This is a genomic window from Pseudomonas sp. LBUM1669 (assembly GCF_059695705.1).
The window spans coordinates 1,715,439-1,735,762 of the sequence record NZ_CP166784.1 but is presented as its reverse complement, the minus strand read 5'-3'; the positions used below and the strand labels follow the sequence as shown (position 1 = coordinate 1,735,762).

Here is a 20,324-nt window from a genome sequence, read left to right as displayed (position 1 = left end):
ACATGCTCGTTGACGGCATGCACTTGAACAGGTCTTGCTACGTACTGTCCGACTGGCGTAGCGAATACCGCAAGTCTCACAATATTGGAAAACTAGGGCCATAAGGGGCCACCTCCTGAATTGAAGTTGTCACAGATGTTTGGTTGTTGATTTCATGTCACAGATAGAACTCTGGCCAAAATTTGGCCGGAACAATGTCCGGCCAATTGAATGCACGAGTCATCCGAAGTTACATGAGTTGTATCAAGAATTTGGTTCGAGGGCGCGGAGGAATCAACTACACGCCCTCTCAGCTTTGGCCCACTTGCTGTGGAGTGGAATGAACTGCCTTGTAAACAGTACGGCCAGTTGACAAAGGTTCGATCATCGCCCTGTCAGCGACTCGGAGGCCTCCCAGCCTGATCTACAAGTAGTTGGCCACCAGACTTGTGACTGGAGTCAGAAGGCATTCTGAAAACCTTCGGCCACACAAAAACCAACCTCAGCGGACTGGGTCGGTCTTAATGTTTGAATTTGGTTTGTTGCTGGTGTTGCGGAGGGTGCAGCGAAATCGCCGCACGAAAAGCTATACCCGTTAAGCTTAGTATGAGGCATAAACCTTCATTTGTCAAATACAACATTTTCTATAAGTCAAGTGAAACCGTGTTTTTGGCTTATTCATCGTAACACTTGGCACAATAGCCTTATACCCTACCCCTCTTCCTGCGCCACAAAAGCATCGTAGGCGGCGACACGTGCAGCAATTTGCCGGGGTGTATCCATTTCAATCGTGTCGCTGTACATGCCGTTAGTCTCGACCCTGTACGTCTCTGTGGCGCGATCTGCACCCTTGTACTCGAACACCTGACGCTCACCCCCAACCAAAATCGAAGGCTCTTCTACGAACATCGTAGTGCCCTCACACACGATGGCATAGCCAGCAGCTTGAAGCATTGCGTTGAACCGTTGCGGGTCTTCGTGCAGCAAATCGTTCTCAAGGTCTATCACTTCATCAAGTGGCACCTCAGATGGCGCAGCTTTCAGCAATGCTTGTTCTGATTCCAGCGCTTCGACACTGGCAGACAACCGCGCAAGCTTGGCCGATATACCCGGCATGGTTTTGCCATGTTCTGCCAGTAGCTCAATCACGTTCTCCGACTGGCGATGCAAATCTGATAGCTGACCTTCGATCTCAATCAAACGCTTCTCCCCTGCTGTCAGCGCTTGACCAGAGGCGGCACGCTGTAGAGCTGACTGTGATGTTTGAGAACAGACGAACATCAGCACCCGGTAAGGGATTGAGCGGCTGTTACTACACCCAGCAGCACCAAGCCTATGACGACCCATGCACAACATCACAGGCGGGCTACGTTTGGTGCTCACCACACCGAAGTTCTTACCGCACCGACCACAACGAACCAGACCAGAAAGCAGATAGACCGAGGATGCAGACTTGATCTTCTTGCCGTCCTTCAAACGCTTCTGCACCCGGAACCACAGCTCCTTACTCACGGCGGCGGGATACACATCTTCAAGGTCATTCCAGCGCCCAACGGCGGTTGGGTTACGGAGCCATTTCTTGATCGTTGTAGGGTTCAAGTCCTCCAGTAGAGGATGTTGCCCACGTACCCGTGCAAGGATTCGCCGCTCACCAATACCAGCGGCGTAGTCTTCGAATATCGATGCAATGACGGGGGCCAAGTCTTCAATCAACTTGCCGTCGTTATCCAGCCACAACGGTGTACGGCGTGTGACCCCTCCCCCGGCTGCTGCCTTGTCACGTTTGCGGGTGTAGGCGTCTTTGACACGACGACTCAACGTGTCCGAATACTGGTAAGCCTGCTGCACCTTTGCCACCAACAGGAACAAGTGATTCGAGTTCACAGACGCCTTGTCGTATTTGATTCCATCGTCCAGCGTGAAGATGTCGATCCCGGCGTTTACGATCTGACTCAACAGCGGGAGCATCGCCATTGGCTCAAGGCGTCCGGCACGGTCAATCGCTTCGATTAGGATGCAATCGCCACTCTTGATTACACCAGACTCCACAGCGGCCAACAGGCGACCGAAGGCATTATCAAGGTGTTTGCCCTTGAAGCCTGAGATACCCAAGTCGGCGAAACGGTCTGTGGATCGTGTGTAGTCTGGGTGTTGCAGCAGCCACCGGCTCACCATGCCCTCCTGACGCTCAAGGCTGGCACCGTGTTGTTGCTGGGCGGAGCTGAACCGGACGTAGCTGAACGCGGTGGGCATGATGGGTGGTCTCCCTCACTGGAAAGACTCCATCATAACACCGCCGATCTCTTCCCGCTGATGGGGGTGTTGATCGGCGGCCTGTTTTTCCATGAAAAACTCACCGCCGCCAAGCTTGGCGGGGTGTTCCTCGGGCTGTTTGGCGTGGGCGTCCTGACCCGTGCCGGTCCGGTGGCGTTCGACATGGAGTTGCTGATGGGCGCCGCCGCCTGCCTGCTCGCCACCACCTGTTATGGCTTTGCCGGGTTCCTGGCCCGCCGCTGGCTTGACCACGCGGGCGGTCTCGACAGTCGTCTTTCGGCGCTGGGCAGCATGCTCGGGGCGACGCTGTTCCTGTTGCCGTTGTTCGGCTACAGCGTGATCAGCCAGCCGCCGGCAAGCTGGGGCGGCTGGAATGTCTGGTTGTCGTTGCTTGGATTGGGGCTGATGTGTACCGCGCTGGCGTACATTATTTACTTCCGCTTGCTCAGCTCGATCGGGCCAGTGAGGTCGATGACCACGACCTTCCTGATCCCGCCGTTCGGGGTGTTGTGGGGAGCGCTGTTACTGGATGAGCCGTTGTCGATGGCGCATATCTACGGCGGGGTGTTGATTGCGGCGGCGTTGTGGTTGGTGTTGAAGTCGGCTGTAGTGAAGGCTGTTGGGGTGGCTGCCAAGTAGATTTGTGGTGTGGCTTGCCCGCGATGGCGTCAGCTCAGACGACTACAAAGCTAGACTACTGATTTCCCCATCCACCAACCGCCGAATCCCCAGCGGATTGGCGTTCTGCAATGCCTCGGGCAGCAATGCATCCGGATGATTCTGGAAGCAAGAGTGAACTCGAAGGCGTGATCGCCCCGAAAACCGCTGACCACGCAGCCAGTACCAGTGCCCTGCTACCGATGTGAATTCGGTGCAGGCCGAGCATGCGCTGGCCAATAAACAAGGCCCGGAACTCATGCCCCGGGCCTTGTTTTGTTTCAAGCGTTTTTACGGAACACAAATACCAATCCGACAATAATCAGCACCATCCCAAGCATGCTCAATGCCGCCAGCCGATTACCAAAAATCAGGTAGTCCATCACCGCCGTTACCGCCGGCACCAGGTAAAACAGACTGGTGACATTCACCAGGTTGCCCCGGGCGATCAAGCGATACAGCAGCAACGTCGCCAGCACCGACACCACTAACCCCATCCACAACACCGGCACGATGAAACCGCTGCTGTGTTCGAAATGAAACGGCTGGAACGGCACGAAGATCCCGCAGAGCAGCAATCCCGCGAGGTACTGCACCGGCAGCGTGCCGAGGGGATTGTCGGTGATGCGCTTCTGCATGATCGAACCGAAGGTCATGCTCGCCAACGCCAGCAAACCGAAGAGCATCCCGGCCAATGACATGCCGGCCAGACCGATGCCCTGATAAACCACCATGATCAATCCGGCGAGGCCCAGTGCCAGACCAAACATGCGGCTGGCAGAGCGCTGCCGCTCCATGATCACCACCGTGAGAATCGGCTGCACCCCCATGATCGTGGCCATCACCCCTGGGGTGACTTTCAGGTCCAGGGCCAGCAGATAAAAAATCTGATAAGCCCCCAGCAGCACCACACCCGTGGCCATCGCATACAGCATCGGCTTGCCGCCCTTGGGCAATTTCAGCTTGAGCAACGGCACCAGCAGCATCAATCCGCACAAGGCAATGGCAAAGCGAATCAGCAAAAAGGCAAAGGGCGAAGCGTGGGCCAGGCCCCATTTGGAGAAGATCGCACCGCTGCTCCACAGCAGAACGAACAGGCTCGTGGACGCCGCCGCGAGCGCGGTTTTTTTCGAAAGGACAAACATGAATACCACCTGTCATCAGGCAAAAAGCCAACTCAGCCGAAGCTGAAGTTCAGTAGTTTTTTCAGACAGGCAAAGGGGGAGCAGCAGGGACAGCTGATCAGCCCGAAATGCCAACGCCTGGCGGTGATACGACGGCGCACACCGGCGAGCTACTGACAGGTGGGGGGTAATGACTGATCTGCGCAGGCTGCTGATCCCCGCACGGCACGACGCCAGCGTTGACCGCTGAATCGACTACCGCATTGATGAGGGAAGCTGGCATGGGCTGATCTTTTTTGATGGCCGTGCTCGGGAAAGCAGGCGAGCGCCGACTATAACCAGCGCGCGGCATAGATTGCAATGACTTGAACAAAGGGCCAGTAACGACAGCGTGATCGCTCGATCTGCCTTGAAGGGAATACAGACAATAGCGGGGACATGGAATGCAAGCGATCACAGGCCAAGGGGACGGACTCAACTTCGGCATCAGCTATACAGGTCGAAAGCTCGAAAGCAGGTCGCTGTAGGCAAATCCTGTAGCTGAAGAGCCTGACGGTGTTCTCGCGGGCGCGTCGTTTGAATTCCCTCATAAAAAAACCGCTCACAAGGAGCGGTTTTTTTCCATGACTGGAATCACCCAAACAACCAATACCCCAACAACGTCAACACCAGCACCGCCAACACCGGCCGCAGTACACGGTATGCCTTGGGATTACGACGCTTCCAGCGTTTGACCACGCCGCTGACCTTGTCACTGAAATTCTTGCTCCAGGCATACGCCTGGTTTATTCCACCGACGCGTTCATCATCAAGGTTCTGAGGTGCGGTGGCGCGACCGAGCAAGCCGCTGATCCAGCGATTGATGCGGGTCATGATGCGGTTACTTAGCGGTCGTTCGATGTCGCAGAACAGAATGACGCGGGTTTTCTCGGTTTCGTTCTTGACCCAATGCACGTAAGTCTCATCGAACATCACGTCCTCGCCATCGCGCCAGGCGTAGACCTGACCGTCGACGAAAATGCGGCAATCATCGGAGTTCGGTGTCGACAACCCCAAGTGATAACGCAGGGAACCGCCGAACGGATCCCGGTGCGGGTTGAGGTGGCTGCCACCCGGCAGCAACGCAAACATCGCGCCCTTTACGCTGGGAATAATGCTCAACAGCGCCACAGTTTTCGGGCACAAGGTTTCAGCGGATGGCAAGGGTTTGTCGTACCACTTGAGGTAGAAACGTTTCCAGCCTTTCTTGAAGAACGAACCGAATCCGGCATCGTTGTTCTTTTCGGCGGCGCAGATGTAACCCTCGTCAAACAGGTGCATGGCTTCGTCGCGGATGACTTCCCAGTTGTCCTTCAGCAAATCCAGTTCAGGAAACTTGCAGCGGTCAAGAAAGGGTTTGGACGGCACGCCGGAGAATAGGTACATCAAGGCGTTGTAAGGCGCAAACAAGGCCGAGTGATTGACGAATTGACGCAGAACCGGCAATCGCGCCTTGCCGCGCAAATGCACATAGAGGGTGCTGCCCAGGAATAGCAGCAACACTGACGCTTTCGCGGCAAAGGAAAAGGTCATCTACGGCTCCTTGAGATTAGACTCTTCGCACCACGCCATTTACCCGACGTGGCAGCCGGCCATGATAAACATTCCCGGCCACGGGAAGAACCCGCAAAACTAGACATTCAGTATTAAGGTTTGTGCAACAAAGCACTTATTAACATAAGGTTCCTGAACGGGGGCTGACGTGAATCAGCCCTCTTACCAGAAGATCAACAGATCAACAGATCAAGCAACGCCTACTGCTGATTCTCCTGATCCGTAAACAGATCACTGAACAGCATGCTCGACAGGTAGCGCTCGCCGGAATCCGGCAGGATCACCACGATGGTCTTGCCCTGCATTTCCGGTGTTTCGGCCAGACGCACCGCCACCGCCATCGCGGCGCCGCAGGAAATACCGCACAAAATCCCTTCTTCTTGCATCAGGCGCAGCGCCATGGCCTTGGACTCGTCATCGGTGACCAACTCAACCCGATCGACCATCGACAAGTCCAGATTCTTCGGGACAAAACCGGCACCGATCCCTTGGATTTTGTGCGGGCTTGGCTTGATCTCTTCACCGGCCATCGCCTGGGTAATCACCGGCGACACCACCGGCTCCACGGCTACCGAGATAATCGGTTTGCTCTGGGTATTCTTGATATACCGCGAAATGCCGGTAATGGTTCCGCCGGTTCCGACACCCGCAACCAGCACATCGACCGCGCCGTCAGTATCGTTCCAGATTTCCGGGCCGGTGGTTTTCTCATGAATGGCCGGGTTGGCGGGGTTGTCGAACTGCGCTGGCATGAAGTATTTGGCCGTATCGCTGGCCAGGATCTCGGCAGCCTTCTCGATGGCGCCCTTCATGCCTTTGGCCGGTTCGGTCAGCACCAGCTCGGCGCCCAGCGCTTTGAGCACCTTGCGTCGCTCGATACTCATCGACGCCGGCATGGTCAGCATCAACTTGTAGCCACGGGCAGCCGCGACAAAGGCCAGGCCAATACCGGTGTTGCCCGACGTCGGTTCGATAATGGTCATGCCAGGCTTGAGTTTGCCGGAGCTTTCGGCGTCCCAGATCATGCTCGCGCCGATCCGGCACTTGACCGAATAACCCGGATTGCGCCCTTCGATCTTGGCCAGGATGGTCACACCGCGCGGGGCAATGCGGTTGATCTGCACCAGCGGCGTATTGCCGATGGAATGGGCGTTGTCAGCGTAAATACGGCTCATGGCTGGGTCCTTGTACAGCGTTGAATAAGCTCCCAAAGGTATGCCTGTTGCCGGTGGTCGTCCAGTCAGGTCGAACGTCCGGTCATCACCGCAGTCAATCGCTTTACACCGCCAGAGATTTGCCGTCATGAAACGTCGATACAGTTGGCCCCTGTGGACCCTCGCCGGCCTCGTTGTGCTGCTGATTGCCCTGCATATCGCCCTGCCCTACCTGGTGCGCGACTACCTGAACGACAAGCTCGCGGACATGGGCGATTACCGAGGCCAGGTGACCGACGTGGACCTGGCCCTGTGGCGCGGCGCTTATAAAATCAATGGACTGAAAATCGTCAAGATCGACGGCAAGGTCCCGGTGCCTTTCGTCAATGCGCCGCTGATCGACCTTTCTGTCAGTTGGCACTCACTTTGGTCCGACCGCGCTGTGGTGGCCGAAGTGCAGTTCTTCAACCCAGAGGTGAACTTCGTCGACGGCGGCGCCAACAAACAAAACTCCCAGACCGGTCAAGGCACCGACTGGCGCGCACAGTTGAGCAAACTGGCGCCGTTCACCTTTAACGAAATACGCATTTACGACGGCAAGATCAGCTTTCGAAACTTCAATTCCAAGCCCCCCGTCAACATGAACGCCACCCAGGTCAACGCCAGCATTTACAACCTGACCAACGTGGTCGATACCGAAGGCAAACGCGACGCCCGTTTTGAAGGCAAGGCGCTGTTGCTGGGGCACGCACCACTGGAAACCACGGCCACCTTCGACCCTTTAAGCAACTTTGAAGACTTCGAGTTCCGCCTGCGGGCCAGGGACATTGAACTCAAACGCCTGAACGACTTTGCCTCGGCCTATGGCAAATTCGACTTCAACGCCGGTCACGGCGACGTGGTGATCGAAGCGCAGGCCAAGAAGGCCAAACTGACGGGCTACATCAAACCGCTGCTCAAAGACGTCGACGTGTTCAACTGGCAGCAAGACGTGGAAAACAAGGACAAAGGGATTTTCCGCTCCATCTGGGAAGCCATCGTCGGCGGTTCCGAAACCGTGTTGAAAAACCAGGGCAAGAACCAGTTTGCGACTCGCGTTGAACTGAGCGGCAATGTGCATCGACAAGATATAAGCGCGTTCCAGGCGTTTTTGCAGATTTTACGTAATGGTTTTGTCCAAGCGTTTAATGCGCGGTATGAGCGGCCGAAACCGGAGGCCGGCTAAGGTTTGCGCGTAACGGTGTAGCGACCGGTTTCTTCCGCCGCCCGTGCCGAATTCGATTGCTGTTGCAGGAAATCCCAGCCCAGACAGGCCAGTGCCAATGATCGAGGCACGGCTTCACGGCCACTGCTGTATCGGGTGATGCTGCGGGCGCTGACGCCCAGCGCCTCGGCCGCCTGATTGAGCGGCAACCCGGTACGGGCGCGCCAATCGATAAAGATCCGGGTGTTTTCGTCCGACGCATTTTGCGCGAGCGCATCCAGATACAGGGTGTCGGCGCCGATCTGGATATCCTGCTCGGGCCACTCGACGCTCCAGCCATCATCACCCGACATTGCACGTTCGAACGCGCCAGCCTCCAGCAACAGCTGCAAGCCTGGATAGGTGTGCAGATCGCGACTCAAATCGAGGGTCAGTTGCTGGCCGTCGATAAAGGTCAGTGCCAGGCGGTAGTCCGGCAATGCCTGCACAGCCGCCAGCCGTGGTCGTTTCATGGGTAACATCGTTTCCAGTCCTCCAGCAATTGCATCTGATGGGCCCTGACCCACTCCAGTGCTTCCTTGATAATCAGCGGCGGCGCCTTGCCCACCCTCACTTCGACGGTTTCCAGGCTGAGCATCACATCGAGCCCGCCACCGGTCAGGTGGACATGGGCGGCGGATGATCTTTCTCGCGCAACTGAATGCGGTACGTATCGCGAAATCGGTATTTAGTAGACATGCCGGGCAAGCTATCGCCAAAATGGCGATAGCTCAATACTGGCCAGCCGCCGAGACTGAGTCAAGATGTGACGCCCCATTCAGGGACTGAATAAGCCGTCTGCGTTCACAGTCGACCGGCCTGCGCGTTATAGTCGAGGACTACAATTATTGCGCTCCGCCCTGCCTCTTTCAGGTCGGCGTTACCGTTCGAGGATTAGCAGATGAAGTTCGAAGGCACCCAGGCCTACGTCGCCACCGATGACCTGAAGCTGGCGGTCAACGCCGCCATTACCCTGGAGCGTCCACTGCTGGTCAAGGGCGAGCCGGGCACCGGCAAAACCATGCTCGCCGAGCAATTGGCCGAGTCCTTTGGCGCCAAATTGATTACCTGGCACATCAAGTCCACCACCAAGGCGCATCAGGGCCTGTACGAGTACGACGCGGTCAGCCGCCTGCGTGACTCGCAACTGGGCACGGAAAAAGTCCATGACGTTCGCAACTACCTGAAAAAGGGCAAGCTCTGGGAAGCGTTCGAGTCCGAAGAGCGAGTGATTCTGCTGATCGACGAAATCGACAAGGCCGACATCGAGTTCCCCAACGACCTGCTGCAAGAACTCGACAAGATGGAGTTCTACGTTTACGAGATCGACGAAACCATCAAGGCCAAGAAACGCCCGATCATCATCATTACCTCCAACAACGAGAAAGAGCTGCCGGACGCCTTCCTGCGCCGTTGCTTCTTCCACTACATCGCGTTCCCGGATCGCGTGACGCTGCAGAAAATCGTCGACGTACACTACCCGAACATCAAGAAAGACCTGGTCAGCGAAGCGCTGGACGTGTTCTTCGACGTGCGCAAGGTCCCGGGCCTGAAGAAGAAGCCATCGACCTCGGAACTGGTGGATTGGCTGAAACTGCTGATGGCCGACAACATCGGCGAAGCGGTATTACGCGAACGCGATCCGACCAAAGCGATTCCGCCGCTGGCAGGCGCCCTGGTGAAGAACGAGCAGGATGTTCAATTGCTTGAGCGCCTGGCGTTCATGAGCCGTCGCGGCACCCGCTAAGAGGCTGATCGCCATGCTGCTCAACCTGTTCAATGAAATGCGCGCAGCCAAGGTGCCGGTCTCGGTGCGTGAGCTGCTGGACCTGATCAATGCGCTGAAGCAGCGCGTGACCTTCGCCGACATGGACGAGTTCTATTACCTGTCCCGGGCGATTCTGGTGAAGGACGAACGGCATTTCGACAAGTTCGACCGGGCGTTCGGTGCCTATTTCAACGGTCTGGAAAAACTCGACGATCACCTTCAGGCCTTGATTCCTGAAGATTGGCTGCGCAAGGAATTCGAGCGCTCCCTGACCGAAGAAGAACGGGCCGCGATCCAGTCCCTCGGCGGCCTGGACAAGTTGATCGAGGAGTTCAAGAAACGCCTCGAAGAACAGAAAGAACGCCACGCCGGCGGCAACAAGTGGATCGGCACCGGCGGCACCAGCCCGTTTGGCTCCGGCGGCTTCAACCCGGAAGGCATCCGCGTCGGCGATGCCGGCAAGCGCCAGGGCAAAGCGGTCAAGGTGTGGGATCAGCGCGAGTACAAGAACCTCGACGATTCGGTGGAACTGGGGACGCGCAACATCAAGGTCGCCCTGCGCCGCTTGCGCAAATTCGCCCGTCAGGGTGCGGCGGAAGAACTGGACATCGACGGCACCATCGACCACACCGCACGCGATGCCGGCCTGCTGAATATCCAGATGCGGCCGGAGCGGCGCAACACCGTCAAGCTGTTGCTGCTATTCGACATCGGCGGCTCGATGGACGCGCATGTGAAGATTTGCGAGGAGTTGTTCTCGGCCTGCAAGACCGAGTTCAAGCACCTGGAGTATTTCTACTTCCACAACTTCATTTATGAATCGGTGTGGAAGAACAACATGCGCCGCACTTCCGAGCGCACTTCAACCCAGGACTTGCTGCACAAGTACGGCGCCGACTACAAAGTGATCTTCATTGGCGATGCTGCGATGGCGCCTTACGAAATCACCCAGGCCGGAGGCAGTGTCGAGCACTGGAACGAAGAAGCCGGTTATGTGTGGATGCAGCGGTTCATGGAAAAGTACAAGAAGGTCATCTGGATCAACCCGTATCCGAAAGATACGTGGGGCTATACGTCGTCGACCAATATCGTGCGGGACTTGATTGATGACCAGATGTACCCGTTGACGTTACGGGGGTTGGAGGAAGGGATGCGGTTTCTTTCCAAATAGAGATTTTTGTTGTCCGTGAGAACGTCTTCGCGGGCAAGCCTCGCTCCTACAGGTTTCGGTGTTCGTGCGTCGTGCACCAACCCTGTAGGAGCGAGGCTTGCCCGCGAAGCTTTTAGCGGTCTGAAAATCGCCGCAAATACTCGATCTGCTCCCTATGAGCCACCTCCTGCACCACCGGCCGCAACCGCACTTTCGCCCCCGGTAGGCACTGCGCCAGTCGCGCCAGTGCCAGCGGCGTCAACGCCCCCAATCGCGGATAACCGCCGATGGTCTGCCGATCATTGAGCAACACAATGGGCTGCCCGTCCGGCGGCACCTGGACCGCGCCTAGCGGGATGCCCTCGGAAATCATCGGTTTGCCCTGGTACTGCAACGCCGTTCCCAGCAAGCGAATGCCCATGCGATCAGCACGGCTGTCGAGGGTCCAGACGCTATTGAAGGCGTCGAACAGACTTTGCCCGCTGAACTCACCAATCTGCGCGCCGAGGACCACATCCAGTGGCGAATCGACTTTGAAGTCCGGCCGGTGTTCTGCCGGTAACTCCCGCAGCAATATCAACGCGCTCCCGCGATAGCTTAACGAAGCGTCTTTTGCCAACGGCCGGCCCATGCCATCCAGGCCGCCGAGTTCTTCACGGACCACCGTCGCGCTGCTGCCCAGCACCTTTGGCGCGTCGAACCCGCCGGGCGCCGCCAGATAAGCCCGAGCGCCGAGCAGCGGTTGAGTGAACTGTAATCGCTGGCCTTTGTTCAGCCGGAAACTGCGCCAAGGTGCCAGCGCTTCACCTTCCACTTGCGCGCCCAGATCCGCCCCGGCCAGCGCCAACACGCAATCGTCCTCGGCCACCACGCTGAATCCGCCGAGGGTGATTTCAATCACCGGCGCATCCACTCCATTGCCCAGCAGCCAGTTGGCCCACGACATCGAGCGCCAATCCAGCCCGCCGCCCTGAGTCACGCCCAGATGCCGCACGCCGAAACGACCCGCGTCCTGCAACAGGCACAGCGGCGTACTCGCCTCAATCAATAGACGGCTCATGCCTGGGCCTCCAATGGCGTGTCGTCACCACCCAGGTTGATGAACTGCGCATGGCTGACCGCTTCAAAGCGCACGGTGTCACCCGGTTGCATCAGGCTGTAGCCGTCGCGCTCGCGGTCGAACAATTTGGCCGGCGTGCGGCCGATCAGGTTCCAGCCGCCGGGGGACACCACCGGGTAGGCGGCGGTTTGCCGCTCGGCGATGCCGACACTGCCGGCAGCGACCTTTTTGCGCGGCGTATTCAGGCGCGGCGCGGCGAGCACTTCCTCCACCAGCCCCATGAAGGCAAACCCCGGCGCGAAACCCAGGGCGAACACCTGATACTCGCGCTCGCTGTGGCGGCGGATCACCTCGTCCACCGACAACCCGCTGCGCTGAGACAACACGCTCAACTCTGGACCGACGCTCAAGTCATACCAGACTGGCAGCACATGGCATTTGCCGCCGGTGCTCGCGTTGGGCGACAGGTCGATCAGCGCTTCGGCGATCAATTCCCGGGCCTGAGCCGGACTCAACGCGGTCAGGTCGTAATGGACCATCAACGTCGTGTAAGACGGCACCAGATCGATCAGATGCCCGGCGAACGCAACGCGCAGGTTTTCGCTGGCCGCCAGCATCCACGGCATGTTGGCTTCGGCAATCTCATCGAACAGACGCACCATCAGGCAATCCAGCGCCACCACCTCAACCCGCGGTTTCATGGTGCGCTCTGCTGATCAAGGGCTTCGCGAATCCGGCGCACGGCCGCCACCGAACTGGCGTTGTCACCGTGGACGCACAGGGTATTGGCCCGCAAGTGCAAGGCGCTGCCGTCGCTGGCGGTGAGGTTGTCGCCACGGGCGATGGTCAGCGCTTGCTCGATAATGCTCTCGGGATCGTGGTGCACGGCCCCAGGCAGTTGCCGCGAAACCAACATGCCGGCGCTGTCGTAAGCGCGGTCGGCGAAGGCTTCGAACCACAGGGTCACTCCGTATTCATCGCCCAATTGCTGGGCGGCGCTGTTGTCGCGCGTGGCCATCAGCATCAACGGCAAGGTCCGGTCATACGCCGCCACAGCCTGAAGCACCGCGCGCAATTGCGCCGGGTTGGCCATCATGTCGTTGTACATCGCGCCGTGGGGTTTGACGTAACTGACGCGCCCACCCTGGGCCCGGCAGATGCCGTCTAGGGCACCGATCTGGTAATGCAAAATGTCCTGAAGTTCCTGGGCGGCGTAGGCCATGGAACGGCGGCCGAAACCCACCAGATCCTGATAGGCCGGATGGGCACCGATCTGCACGCCGTTGCTCAGGGCCAGGCTGACGGTCTTGCGCATGATGCTCGGGTCGCCGGCATGGAAGCCGCAGGCGATGTTGGCGCAATCGATGAAGGGCATGACCTCGGCGTCCAGACCCATGGTCCAGTTGCCGAAACTCTCGCCGATGTCGCAGTTCAATAGCAGGCGGCTCACGGTGAACACTCCTGTAGGCAATTTCTTTTTTTCTGCGGGGCAGTTGCCCACAGATTATCAGTTGCTGTCGTTTTGTTATTGGGCTTCAAGTTGCTTGCCACGGGTTTCCGGCAGGCTCAACGCCGCAAGGATCACCACACCGTAGGACACCGCCGCAAACGCCCCGATGCCGACGCTTAATGGCACCTTCTGGCTCATCAAACCGATCAGCAACGGAAACAACGCCGCCAACGCCCGGCCGATGTTGTAGCAAAAGCCCTGCCCCGAACCGCGAATCCGCGTCGGAAACAGCTCGGTCAAAAACGCGCCCATGCCACTGAAAATCCCCGAAGCGAAGAAGCCCAGCGGAAAGCCCAGCCACAGCATCACGCCGTTACTGACTGGCAATTGGGTGTAAAGCAGCACGATGGTGAACGAGCCCACGGCGAACAGGATGAAGTTCTTTTTGCGGCCGAGGATGTCAGTCAGATACGCGCTGATGACGTAGCCGACGTAGGAACCGACGATCACCATCGCCAGATAACCGCCCGTGCCGAGTACGCTCAAACCGCGCTCGTTTTTCAGAAACGTCGGCAGCCAGGACGTGATTGCGTAGTAACCGCCCAGTGCGCCCGTGGTCAGCACCGAAGCGCGAATCGTGGTGAAGAGGATGCCGGGGGCGAAGATCTCGTAGAACTTCGCTGCATTGCCCGGCTCCTGCTTGGCCTTGGCTTCGCGATAGATCTCCGGGTCCTTGACCAGTCGACGGACGAAAATCACGAAAATCGCCGGCACGATGCCGAGGATGAACAGCGCACGCCAGGCATCTTCCGGCGGCAATACCGAGAACAGCAGCGCATAGAGAATCGCTGTCAGCCCCCAACCCAATGCCCAGCCCGATTGCACCATGCCCACCGCCTTGCCGCGGTCCTTGGCGCGAATCACCTCGCCCATCAGCACCGCGCCGGCGGTCCACTCACCGCCAAAACCGAAGCCCATCAAGGTACGGCTGATCAACAGTTGCTCGTAGTTTTGCGCGAAGCCGCAGAGGAAGGTGAAGAAGGCGAACCACAATACCGTCAGTTGCAAGGTGCGCACGCGACCGATGCGGTCCGACAGAATCCCCGCCACCCATCCGCCGATGGCCGACGCAATGAGCGTGCTGGTATGAATCAACCCGGCCTCGCCGGTGGTGATGCCCCACATGGCAATCAGGGTCGGCACCACGAAGCTGAGCATCTGGGTGTCCATGCCGTCCAGGCCATAGCCGATCTTGCAGCTCCAGAACGTGCGGCGTTCCTGTTGATTGATGTTGCGGTACCAATCGAAAGGTCCCGGCCGAGCCGTGGCCTTGGGGATGTCGAGCGTGTCGGGCGCACTCATGGCAAATCTCCGTGCAAATTTTATTGGTATTGTTCTGAGCCCCGACGACGCCTATCGTGGGAACCGGATGGCCTGATTTTTGGGCGCCCGGCCCTGCTGCGTCCAACTAATAAAACCCCGCCCTAGACATAAGAAAACTTTATCCGCCACGAGCCGACCCCATGAACCTGAAGTTTCTCGAGACCTTTGTCTGGGTCGCCCGACTCAAGAGTTTTCGCCTGACGGCAGACAAGCTCTTCACCACCCAGGCGTCGATTTCCAGCCGCATCGCGGTGCTCGAAGGCGAGCTCGGGGTGAAGTTGTTTTTGCGCGACTCGCGGGGCGTGAGCCTGACGCCCGAAGGCCTGAAAGTGCTCGAGTATGCCGAGCAGATGATGGACACCATGCAAGCCCTCAAGCAGTCGATCGAGACGCGCTCAAGCAAAGTCGGGCGCGTGCGGATCGGCGTGATGGACACGGTGATTCACACGTGGCTGAGCCCGCTGGTGGCACAGATGATGGATCACTATCCGCTGGTGGAAATCGAGCTGGTGGCCGATACGGCGCTCAACCTCTGCGATCAGCTGCAAAAAGGCTTTCTCGATCTGATCCTGCAAACCGATCTGGTGCGTCAGGAAAGCGTGCGCAGTCTTGAACTGGCGAGCCATCCGATGGGTTGGATTGTGGCCAGCAATTCGATCTACAACCGCGAGTACACGGGCATTGCCGATCTGGCGCGCGAGCGGATCATTACTTACTCGAAAAACTCACATCCGCATCAGGACATTCTGAGTCTGATGCAGGCGAACGGGGTGATGACGCCGCGGCTGAACTGCGTGAACTCGGTGTCGGCGATTACCCGGTTGCTGCGCGACGGATTCGGCATTGGTGCGTTGCCGCCGGTCCTGGTGGCCGAGGAACTGGCGCGGGGGGAGTTGACCCTGCTGGCCATCGATCAACAGCTGCCTAGTTTGCAGGTCGTGGTGTCGTGGCGGCTGGGTGTGGAGTGGGTCGAGGAGATTGTGGCGTTGTGTCAGCAGGTGCTGGAGGGGTATGCGAAGAAGGTTGGTGAGAACTACATCCTCCTCGCGCGCTAACCTTGTAGCAGCTGGCGAAGCCTGCGTTCGGCTGCGAAGCAGTCGCGAAACCAGGCACCGCGGTGTTTCAGGTAAACCGAGACCGCCGGATTGACGACTGCTTCGCAGCCGAACGCAGGCTTCGCCAGCTGCTACAGGTCGGTGGCGCTCATTAAAGGCCGCGCACATCCCGGTCTTCGATCGGCCGGCTCTGGCGCAGGCGTTTGCCGCCCAGCACCACCCAGTCGATCAAACGGAACAGGCATTCAATGCCGAAGGACAGCAGCAACGCGCCACTCATGCCCCAGATCATCGCTTCCGGCGTCAGCAGGATCTGGTAGCTGTAGCCGTTCCAGGTTTCCTTGCGAATATCCGGATCCGCCGCCAGCGCCACCTGCAGGACGCGGATGTACCACGGGCCTTGCATGGCCTGGAACTGTTTATCGAGCGCCAGCTGACGGGTGAGCAAGGTGCTCAGGCTCTCGGCGTCGCTGCGAAAAATCGGGTCTTCACTGGCGCGGTAATGGGCCACCAGCGCCTGCATATCGCCCTTGAAGAACTGATTGGCGGTGCCCTGGAAACCGCTCAGGCTGGTCTGCGCTTCAATCAGATGCGCTTCGACCCGTTTCGCGTAATCGCTGATGAACCCCGGCACCTGGACACCGATCAACAGGCCCGCCGCAAACAACACCAGCCGTAGATAACTGAGCAACATCGGGTGAGATCCTTATTCGGTCTTGCCCTGGCTGACGCATTCGCCGCGTCGCCAGAGGCTCCATTGGCCCGGTTCGTAGCGGGTCCAGGTTTCGTTTTCGGTCAAAGGTTCAGTGGCGATCACCGTGACCACATCGTTGGGCGTGGTTTCGGCCTGGAAATCGACGATCACATCGACATCCTTCAACCGCGCCGGGCCGAATGGCGCGCGCCGCGTGATCTGGGCCAACTTGGTCGAGCAATAACAGAACAGCCAGTCGCCGTCGCTCAGCAGGCAATTGAACACGCCTTTGCTGCGGTATTCGGCGCAAGCGGCCACCAGTTCCGGCAGCAGTTCTTCGATTTCTACCGGTTCGGGAAAGGCTGCGCGCACACGGTTGAGCAAATCGCAGAATGCCGCTTCGCTGTCGGTGTCACCGACGGGACGGTAAAAGCTTTTGATCGGCTGAAAATCCGCCAACTGGCCGTTGTGGGCGAAACACCAGTTGCGGCCCCACAGTTCACGCACGAAAGGGTGCGTGTTGGACAAGCAGACCTTGCCCACGTTGGCCTGGCGAATGTGCCCGATCACCACTTCGCTTTTGATCGGATAGCGCTGCACCAGGTTCGCCACTTCCGACTCGCTGCTGGCCGCCGGGTCCTGAAACAGCCGCAGGCCGCGCCCCTCGTAGAAGGCAATGCCCCAACCGTCACGGTGCGGCCCGGTGCGGCCGCCGCGCTGCATCAGCCCGGTAAAGCTGAACACGATATCGGTCGGCACATTGGCGCTCATGCCCAATAACTCACACATGCTCGGACTCTCGATGGAAGGCAGGGGCAAGGTTACAAACGCGGTTCGACCCGCAATCGCTGAGGGTTGCTCGGCACTGGCGGACGACCGTAACGATCATCGCCGGCACCGCCGAACGGAAGATCGTCGTCAGGATCGTCGGCCCGGGCCGCGGCCTTGGCGGCGGCGGCCTGTTCCTTGCGAGCGTTGGAAGCCCGTTCAATAGGGAACCGGATCGCCACGAACACCAGGTAAATGCCGAAGGCGATCATGCCGTACATGAACAGGTCGGAAACCGCCCGCCAGGCGTTGTTGCCCACCTTGAACAGCAGATCGAGCGCAGTGATGGCGATGGCCGGGGCCACTTTTTCCTTCACCGGGTCGATGATGGTCGGGCTGAACAGCAGCACCGCAACCAGCAGCCGCAGCGGTTCGCGCAACCAACGCCACATCCAGCGGGTGATGCGCATCCACACCAACAGGCAGCCTAAAGCGGCAAAGGCGTAGAGGCCCCAGGCGATCAGATAGTCGTTCTCGGTCATGGTGTCCATGGCAAGGCAGGCAAAGAGGCGCTTATAGTAACGACTTTTCGCCCGTCAGGCTTGCTCCAATGCCTGGCCGCTACGCCTGACTCCTGTGGGAGCGGGCTTGCTCGTGAATGCGGTGTGTCAGCCAACACAGATGTTGAATGTGCTGGCCTCTTCGCGAGCAAGCCCGCTCCCACAGGGATTTGCAGCGGCATCAAGACACGCGCGCGCCCTATTCCGTACAACGTCCGAGAGCCATTCATGCCCTTATCCGCCAACGTCACCAGCGCCCCGATTGCCCACAAGGCTGAAGGTTCAGACCCGTATGCCTGGCTGCAGGAGCGCGACACCGACGCGGTGCTCGACTACCTCAAGGCTGAAAACAGCTATCAAGAGGCACAAACCGTCGATCAGGCCGCGCTGCGAGAAACCCTGTTCGAAGAGATCAAGGGCCGGATTCTCGAAACCGACCTGTCGCTGCCCTCCCCCTGGGGCCCGTACCTGTATTACACGCGCACCACCGCCGGTGACGAATACGCCCGCCACTATCGCTGCCCGCGTCCGGCGGATGACAGCCTGCAACTCGACGAAAGCCAGGAACAGCTGCTGCTGGACCCAAACGAACTGGCCAACGGCGGCTTCTTTTCCCTGGGTGCATTCAGCATCAGCCCGGACCACCAGCGCCTGGCCTACAGCATCGACTCCACAGGCGATGAGATTTACACGCTGTTCGTGAAGGAATTGTCCAACGGCCGTGTCAGCGAACTGGAATTTCAGGACTGCGACGGCAGCATGACCTGGGCCAATGACAGCCTGACGCTGTTTTTCGGCGAACTGGACGACACCCACCGTCCGCACAAACTGCTGCGCTATCGACTGGACGGCACGGCGGCCGAAGAAGTGTTCAACGAGCCGGACGGCCGATTCTTCCTGCATTGCTATCGCTCCAGCTCCGAGCAGCAATTGCTGCTGTCCCTGGGCAGCAAGACCACCAGCGAAGTCTGGGCCCTCGACGCCTCGCAGCCGCAGCAGGCCTTTACCTGCCTGGCCCCACGGGTTGAAGACCATGAATACGACGTCGACCACGGCACGCTGAACGGTGAATGGGCCTGGTTCATCCGCACCAACCGCGACGGCATCAACTTTGCCCTGTACACCGCCGTGGATGCCGGTGTTGCGCCCACCGAGGCCGACTGGCAGAACCTGATCCCCCACAGCGACAGCACGATGATCGAGGGCATGAGCCTGAACGTCGGCGCGATGACTTTGAGCCTGCGGGTCGGCGGTCTGCCGGTCATTGAAGTCCACCCGCAGGACCTGCCGAGCTACCGCGTGCAACTGCCGGATGCGGCGTACAGCCTGCATGTGCAGAACAGCCTGGAATTTGTCAGCGAGCGGATCCGCCTGCGTTACGAAGCCTTGAACCGTCCGGCGCAAATCCGCCAGCTGGAGCTGGACAGCGGCGAGCAGAAAGTGCTCAAGGAAACCCCGGTGCTCGGCGCGTTCGACGCCGACGCCTACGTCAGCCAGCGCCTGTGGGCGACGGCACCCGATGGCACGCAAGTGCCGATCAGCCTGGTGGTCAAACGCGAAGCTCTCGGTCAGCCGACGCCCCTGTATCTCTACGGCTACGGCGCGTATGGCGAAAGCCTCGACCCGTGGTTCTCACACGCCCGCCTGAGTTTGCTGGATCGTGGCGTGGCGTTTGCCATCGCCCACGTGCGCGGCGGCGGAGAGCTGGGCGAGGCCTGGTATCGCGCCGGCAAGCAGGAACACAAGCACAACACTTTCAGCGACTTTATCGCCTGTGCCGAACACCTGATCGACAACGGCTTCACCACCTCAGCGCAATTGGCGATCAGCGGCGGCAGTGCCGGCGGTTTGCTGATCGGCGCGGTGCTCAATCAGCGACCAGAGCTGTTTGGCGCGGCCATTGCCGAAGTGCCGTTCGTCGACGTGCTCAACACCATGCTCGACCCGGACCTGCCTCTGACCGTTACCGAATACGACGAGTGGGGCAATCCTGAAGAGCCGGACGTCTATGATCGGATCAAGGCTTACGCCCCGTACGAAAACGTCACCGCGCAAGCCTATCCGGCGACCCTGGTGATCGCCGGCTACAACGACAGCCGCGTGCAGTACTGGGAAGCCGCGAAGTGGGTAGCGAAATTGCGTGCGACCAAAACCGACACCAATCCCCTGCTGCTCAAGACTGAACTGGGCGCCGGGCATGGCGGGATGAGCGGTCGTTATCAGGGATTGCGTGACGTAGCACTCGAATACGCATTTGTTTTCAAGGTTTTGGGGATTGCCTGAGGAACTTGGCCCGATGATCCGGTCTTAAGACCTGTACACCGGGCCTCGGTCACACCTTTCCCCTGTGGGAGCGGGCTTGCCCGCGATGAGGCCTCCACATTCAACATTTATGTTGGCTGTTACATCGTC

General features: G+C 58.9%; 17 protein-coding genes and 2 pseudogenes. 6 read left to right on the top strand and 13 right to left on the bottom strand.

Annotated elements, in window-relative coordinates; genetic code table 11:
* Positions 1 to 690 precede the first annotated feature (690 nt).
* The gene (locus ACA051_RS08075) at positions 691 to 2,232 is read right to left on the bottom strand and encodes a recombinase family protein (protein ID WP_497374309.1); all 1,542 of its coding nucleotides are present in this window, start codon (positions 2,230 to 2,232) and stop codon (positions 691 to 693) included.
* A gap of 54 nt (positions 2,233 to 2,286) precedes the next feature.
* On the opposite strand from ACA051_RS08075, the pseudogene ACA051_RS08070 reads away from it, so the two are divergent.
* Positions 2,287 to 2,892 (top strand): annotated as a pseudogene (locus ACA051_RS08070) (DMT family transporter); the annotation flags it as partial.
* Between the two features lie 299 nt (positions 2,893 to 3,191).
* Here the strand turns inward: ACA051_RS08070 and ACA051_RS08065 are convergent.
* The 3 genes from ACA051_RS08065 to cysK form a co-directional block, all read right to left on the bottom strand.
* Positions 3,192 to 4,055, bottom strand: coding sequence for a DMT family transporter (locus ACA051_RS08065; RefSeq protein ID WP_497374307.1), 864 nt, complete (start codon positions 4,053 to 4,055; stop codon positions 3,192 to 3,194).
* Between the two features lie 612 nt (positions 4,056 to 4,667).
* Positions 4,668 to 5,606 carry an aspartyl/asparaginyl beta-hydroxylase domain-containing protein gene (locus ACA051_RS08060; RefSeq protein ID WP_497374305.1) on the bottom strand — a complete coding sequence of 313 codons (939 nt, stop codon included), beginning with the start codon at positions 5,604 to 5,606 and terminating at the stop codon, positions 4,668 to 4,670.
* A 221-nt stretch (positions 5,607 to 5,827) separates the two neighbouring features.
* Complete coding sequence (gene cysK, locus ACA051_RS08055; RefSeq protein ID WP_497309018.1) at positions 5,828 to 6,802, bottom strand: cysteine synthase A; 975 nt, start codon at positions 6,800 to 6,802, stop codon at positions 5,828 to 5,830.
* Between the two features lie 127 nt (positions 6,803 to 6,929).
* Between cysK and ACA051_RS08050 the strand changes: the two genes are divergently transcribed.
* A complete protein-coding gene (locus ACA051_RS08050; RefSeq protein WP_497309016.1) occupies positions 6,930 to 8,006 on the top strand; it encodes a DUF748 domain-containing protein in 1,077 nt (358 codons plus the stop codon).
* Here the strand turns inward: ACA051_RS08050 and ACA051_RS08045 are convergent.
* Together ACA051_RS08045 and ACA051_RS08040 are read right to left on the bottom strand one after the other, a co-directional pair.
* Positions 8,003 to 8,506: a DUF2442 domain-containing protein gene (locus ACA051_RS08045; RefSeq protein ID WP_497374303.1), complete on the bottom strand. Its 504-nt coding sequence runs from the start codon at positions 8,504 to 8,506 to the stop codon at positions 8,003 to 8,005. The two genes, ACA051_RS08050 and ACA051_RS08045, sit on opposite strands and share 4 nt — an antisense overlap.
* Positions 8,494 to 8,723, bottom strand: a pseudogene (locus ACA051_RS08040) (DUF4160 domain-containing protein). The gene ACA051_RS08045 and the pseudogene ACA051_RS08040 overlap by 13 nt, the downstream one beginning before the upstream one ends.
* A gap of 202 nt (positions 8,724 to 8,925) precedes the next feature.
* On the opposite strand from ACA051_RS08040, the gene ACA051_RS08035 reads away from it, so the two are divergent.
* Both ACA051_RS08035 and ACA051_RS08030 read left to right on the top strand, forming a co-directional pair.
* Positions 8,926 to 9,771, top strand: a complete 846-nt coding sequence (locus tag ACA051_RS08035) for an AAA family ATPase (RefSeq protein ID WP_010462104.1) — start codon at positions 8,926 to 8,928, stop codon at positions 9,769 to 9,771.
* Between the two features lie 13 nt (positions 9,772 to 9,784).
* Positions 9,785 to 10,963 carry a vWA domain-containing protein gene (locus tag ACA051_RS08030; protein ID WP_077749161.1) on the top strand — a complete coding sequence of 393 codons (1,179 nt, stop codon included), beginning with the start codon at positions 9,785 to 9,787 and terminating at the stop codon, positions 10,961 to 10,963.
* Positions 10,964 to 11,075: 112 nt separating this feature from the next.
* On the opposite strand, the gene ACA051_RS08025 is transcribed toward ACA051_RS08030, so the two are convergent.
* The 4 genes from ACA051_RS08025 to ACA051_RS08010 all read right to left on the bottom strand — a co-directional run bounded on the left by ACA051_RS08025 (position 11,076) and on the right by ACA051_RS08010 (position 14,814).
* Entirely contained in the window at positions 11,076 to 12,002 is a 927-nt protein-coding gene (locus tag ACA051_RS08025) for a 5-oxoprolinase subunit C family protein (RefSeq protein ID WP_497309012.1), read from the bottom strand.
* Positions 11,999 to 12,703, bottom strand: a complete 705-nt coding sequence (gene pxpB, locus ACA051_RS08020; RefSeq protein WP_497309011.1) for a 5-oxoprolinase subunit PxpB — start codon at positions 12,701 to 12,703, stop codon at positions 11,999 to 12,001. Before pxpB ends, ACA051_RS08025 begins: the two co-directional genes overlap by 4 nt.
* Positions 12,700 to 13,452 (bottom strand): 5-oxoprolinase subunit PxpA, encoded by a 753-nt coding sequence (locus ACA051_RS08015; protein ID WP_497309009.1) that lies wholly within the window; start codon positions 13,450 to 13,452, stop codon positions 12,700 to 12,702. The genes pxpB and ACA051_RS08015 overlap by 4 nt, the downstream gene beginning before the upstream one ends.
* 75 nt (positions 13,453 to 13,527) lie before the next feature.
* The gene (locus tag ACA051_RS08010) at positions 13,528 to 14,814 is read right to left on the bottom strand and encodes an MFS transporter (RefSeq protein ID WP_497374301.1); all 1,287 of its coding nucleotides are present in this window, start codon (positions 14,812 to 14,814) and stop codon (positions 13,528 to 13,530) included.
* A 161-nt stretch (positions 14,815 to 14,975) separates the two neighbouring features.
* On the opposite strand from ACA051_RS08010, the gene ACA051_RS08005 reads away from it, so the two are divergent.
* A complete protein-coding gene (locus ACA051_RS08005; protein ID WP_497309006.1) occupies positions 14,976 to 15,890 on the top strand; it encodes a LysR family transcriptional regulator in 915 nt (304 codons plus the stop codon).
* A 151-nt stretch (positions 15,891 to 16,041) separates the two neighbouring features.
* On the opposite strand, the gene ACA051_RS08000 is transcribed toward ACA051_RS08005, so the two are convergent.
* Genes ACA051_RS08000 through ACA051_RS07990 form a run of 3 tightly spaced genes read right to left on the bottom strand, consistent with a single transcriptional unit; the run spans position 16,042 to position 17,903 of the window.
* Positions 16,042 to 16,584, bottom strand: a complete 543-nt coding sequence (locus ACA051_RS08000) for a DUF2937 family protein (RefSeq protein ID WP_219095179.1) — start codon at positions 16,582 to 16,584, stop codon at positions 16,042 to 16,044.
* Between the two features lie 12 nt (positions 16,585 to 16,596).
* Positions 16,597 to 17,373 (bottom strand): class II glutamine amidotransferase, encoded by a 777-nt coding sequence (locus tag ACA051_RS07995; RefSeq protein WP_497309005.1) that lies wholly within the window; start codon positions 17,371 to 17,373, stop codon positions 16,597 to 16,599.
* A gap of 32 nt (positions 17,374 to 17,405) precedes the next feature.
* A complete protein-coding gene (locus tag ACA051_RS07990) occupies positions 17,406 to 17,903 on the bottom strand; it encodes an MFS transporter (protein WP_497309003.1) in 498 nt (165 codons plus the stop codon).
* 237 nt (positions 17,904 to 18,140) lie between these two features.
* On the opposite strand from ACA051_RS07990, the gene ACA051_RS07985 reads away from it, so the two are divergent.
* Entirely contained in the window at positions 18,141 to 20,195 is a 2,055-nt protein-coding gene (locus ACA051_RS07985) for a S9 family peptidase (RefSeq protein WP_497309001.1), read from the top strand.
* Positions 20,196 to 20,324: the final 129 nt, after the last annotated feature.

Bases quoted from the DNA above. Each gene is read 5' to 3' on its own strand.
- ACA051_RS08075 (WP_497374309.1), bottom strand. From the start codon at position 2,232: ATGCCCACCGCGTTCAGCTACGTCCGGTTCAGCTCCGCCCAGCAACAA.
- ACA051_RS08065 (WP_497374307.1), bottom strand. From the start codon at position 4,055: ATGTTTGTCCTTTCGAAAAAAACCGCGCTCGCGGCGGCGTCCACGAGC.
- ACA051_RS08060 (WP_497374305.1), bottom strand. From the start codon at position 5,606: ATGACCTTTTCCTTTGCCGCGAAAGCGTCAGTGTTGCTGCTATTCCTG.
- cysK (WP_497309018.1), bottom strand. From the start codon at position 6,802: ATGAGCCGTATTTACGCTGACAACGCCCATTCCATCGGCAATACGCCG.
- ACA051_RS08050 (WP_497309016.1), top strand. From the start codon at position 6,930: ATGAAACGTCGATACAGTTGGCCCCTGTGGACCCTCGCCGGCCTCGTT.
- ACA051_RS08045 (WP_497374303.1), bottom strand. From the start codon at position 8,506: ATGTTACCCATGAAACGACCACGGCTGGCGGCTGTGCAGGCATTGCCG.
- ACA051_RS08035 (WP_010462104.1), top strand. From the start codon at position 8,926: ATGAAGTTCGAAGGCACCCAGGCCTACGTCGCCACCGATGACCTGAAG.
- ACA051_RS08030 (WP_077749161.1), top strand. From the start codon at position 9,785: ATGCTGCTCAACCTGTTCAATGAAATGCGCGCAGCCAAGGTGCCGGTC.
- ACA051_RS08025 (WP_497309012.1), bottom strand. From the start codon at position 12,002: ATGAGCCGTCTATTGATTGAGGCGAGTACGCCGCTGTGCCTGTTGCAG.
- pxpB (WP_497309011.1), bottom strand. From the start codon at position 12,703: ATGAAACCGCGGGTTGAGGTGGTGGCGCTGGATTGCCTGATGGTGCGT.
- ACA051_RS08010 (WP_497374301.1), bottom strand. From the start codon at position 14,814: ATGAGTGCGCCCGACACGCTCGACATCCCCAAGGCCACGGCTCGGCCG.
- ACA051_RS08005 (WP_497309006.1), top strand. From the start codon at position 14,976: ATGAACCTGAAGTTTCTCGAGACCTTTGTCTGGGTCGCCCGACTCAAG.
- ACA051_RS08000 (WP_219095179.1), bottom strand. From the start codon at position 16,584: ATGTTGCTCAGTTATCTACGGCTGGTGTTGTTTGCGGCGGGCCTGTTG.
- ACA051_RS07995 (WP_497309005.1), bottom strand. From the start codon at position 17,373: ATGTGTGAGTTATTGGGCATGAGCGCCAATGTGCCGACCGATATCGTG.
- ACA051_RS07990 (WP_497309003.1), bottom strand. From the start codon at position 17,903: ATGGACACCATGACCGAGAACGACTATCTGATCGCCTGGGGCCTCTAC.
- ACA051_RS07985 (WP_497309001.1), top strand. From the start codon at position 18,141: ATGCCCTTATCCGCCAACGTCACCAGCGCCCCGATTGCCCACAAGGCT.